Source organism: Coleofasciculus sp. FACHB-712 (assembly GCF_014695635.1).
Classification (GTDB): Bacteria; Cyanobacteriota; Cyanobacteriia; order Cyanobacteriales; family FACHB-T130; genus FACHB-T130.
In genome coordinates this window covers 1-2,047 of the sequence record NZ_JACJOQ010000599.1, presented here as the reverse complement: position 1 = coordinate 2,047, position 2,047 = coordinate 1, and the positions used below count along the sequence as shown (strand labels likewise).

The 2,047-nt window shown below is 45.4% G+C and carries 2 protein-coding genes, 1 tRNA gene and 1 pseudogene; 2 read left to right on the top strand and 2 right to left on the bottom strand.

Going from position 1 to position 2,047, the window contains the following annotated elements; translation table 11 throughout:
- Positions 1-279, top strand: a pseudogene (locus H6F50_RS21890) (DNA recombination/repair protein RecA); the annotation flags it as partial.
- A gap of 126 nt (positions 280-405) precedes the next feature.
- Here the strand turns inward: H6F50_RS21890 and H6F50_RS21885 are convergent.
- Complete coding sequence (locus H6F50_RS21885; protein ID WP_347277198.1) at positions 406-1,179, bottom strand: FHA domain-containing protein; 774 nt, start codon at positions 1,177-1,179, stop codon at positions 406-408.
- A 222-nt stretch (positions 1,180-1,401) separates the two neighbouring features.
- Positions 1,402-1,698 carry a DUF3493 domain-containing protein gene (locus H6F50_RS21880; RefSeq protein WP_190430332.1) on the bottom strand — a complete coding sequence of 99 codons (297 nt, stop codon included), beginning with the start codon at positions 1,696-1,698 and terminating at the stop codon, positions 1,402-1,404.
- 155 nt (positions 1,699-1,853) lie between these two features.
- On the opposite strand from H6F50_RS21880, the gene H6F50_RS21875 reads away from it, so the two are divergent.
- Positions 1,854-1,925 (top strand) — tRNA-Thr (locus H6F50_RS21875).
- The last annotated feature ends 122 nt before the right edge of the window (positions 1,926-2,047 follow it).

Sequence of the window (2,047 nt, the reverse complement as noted above, 5' to 3'; positions counted from 1 at the left end):
TTTGGCAAGGGAATCTCGACATTAGGGTGTATGGTTGACCTGGCAGAACAAACTGGGGTCATTACCCGTAAAGGAGCTTGGTATAGCTACAACGGTGATAACATTGCCCAAGGTCGGGATAACAGCATTAAGTACCTGGAAGAAAACTCTGAGTTAATTCAAGAAATTGAGCAAAAGGTGCGTCAAAAGCTAGAGATGGGGGCAGTCGTTCCTGCCAACTCTGTCACGCGAGTTGACGCCGAAGACGAAGAGTTAGAGGAAGAACTTCTAGACGACTAAAAGCACTATAGGGTAGGCTCGCCTACCCTCTAAATCATTTTTTGGGAAGCTTAGGGCTACTCTTACACATAAAAAAACCCGTTTTCTTATTGGAAACGGGTTTTTCGTATAAATATCTTATAAAGTTTAGTTTTGTGTACCTGGATCGGAAATTCGTCTACTGAAAAAACGGTCTAAAATTTCTGATTGCTGAGTCGGAGTTAGCTGAGGGTCCACAGGAGATTCCAAAACTGGGACTAATGGATCTCTAATGGCAGAGGGGCCAGAGAGGAAATGTAGAGTCTCTTTTTGGCACTCGGTGTTAGGAGGCTGAACTGTTGTAGGAGAGGTAGGGGTTTCTATTTCTGTAACCGGAAGCGATTGCTCTGCATTTGTCAAGGCATTAATTTCTGCCATCAGGGTTGCAGAGACATTATCCACCATGCAGATAGTATTGCCCAGGAAAAAGGAGAAAGCCAGACCACCTAGACGAATACGATCGCCGTCCTTGAGAAGAACACATTTGTATACAGGTTCGCCATTGACGAAAGTCCCATTTGTACTATTCAGGTCAACCAGATAAAACCCCTGATCGTCGATATATCGAATCGCTGCATGATTGCGAGACAACCGTCTATCCGGAATCGGTAGGGCAGCTTGACGCGCCCGCCCCAGTGTCCAAATTCGCTGCGGCTGAAACAACATTTGTGTTTTAGCATCTATTAAATTTGTGACTAGATAGACTTGCTGCTCCTGCGCTACGCCTTGGATATATCGAGGTGCAATGCCACTAAGAAATTTATTGCCGCTATCTTCTAGCTTCAGAATCTCATCTAGTAAACCACGATGGTGCTCATAGAGCTTAAGGAATACCTGATATAGACCCAAGCGTTGTTCTAGTTCCATGTGTTGGGATGACACTTAATCTTAGGTGAGGCTCAGCCGATGAAGTAACGCAGAACCTTATCGGCATTCAACAAGGGAAGCCAAAGACTGCAAGAATGTCGTTAAGCCAAATAACTGAATCTAGCCTATCTTACTCGCAAGTTCTCAGGGTGCGAAATACTCACCAGATCCCTTCTTTCAAGCTTAGATTGTCTTACCCCTTAGAGGAATCCGCAAGATTACTGGAAACGATCAGCTTTATGGCTTACGTTGGGATTTTTGTTCTAGGCGAAACAGCCAAACCATCAAAGCAACTACGCCAATTTGTAGTGCTAAGTTAGGCACGGCTGAGGCAATTTCCCGACCGGAGGCTAACTTGGCAAGAAAGACCATCCCTCCGATAAAGCCAGAAGCGCCGCACGCCACATAAACAAATTGCCTAAGACCTTTGTAGGGAGTAGCAAGTTCAGCTTTTAGTTGTGCATACTGTTCAGCACTGACTTTCCGAGTGCCTTTGATGTTGCGGGTGCGATTTTTTAATTTTGGGTCTACCATCCGTCTCGATCCCCACCGACTTTAGATCCATCTTGGCATGATGGTGGTCGGCAGTGGCGGCGGCTGGTGCTATAAATTTGAACGCGATCGCATTTCTTCCAGAAATTGGGTGCAACAGTTTCTATCTAAACCTGCTACGATAGTAAATCGGCAGTGCCGGTGTAGCTCAGTGGTAGAGCATTCGATTCGTAATCGAACGGTCGGCGGTTCAAATCCGCCCATCGGCTTGAATCAAATACAGCAGATTGCAAGTTCATGAAGTACAGTAGCAGCAGTTTGTGAACCAGTTGCGTAGGTGTTTTGGATTGACTAAATCAAGTGCAGTAGCAAGCAAAGTATCAACCATTTT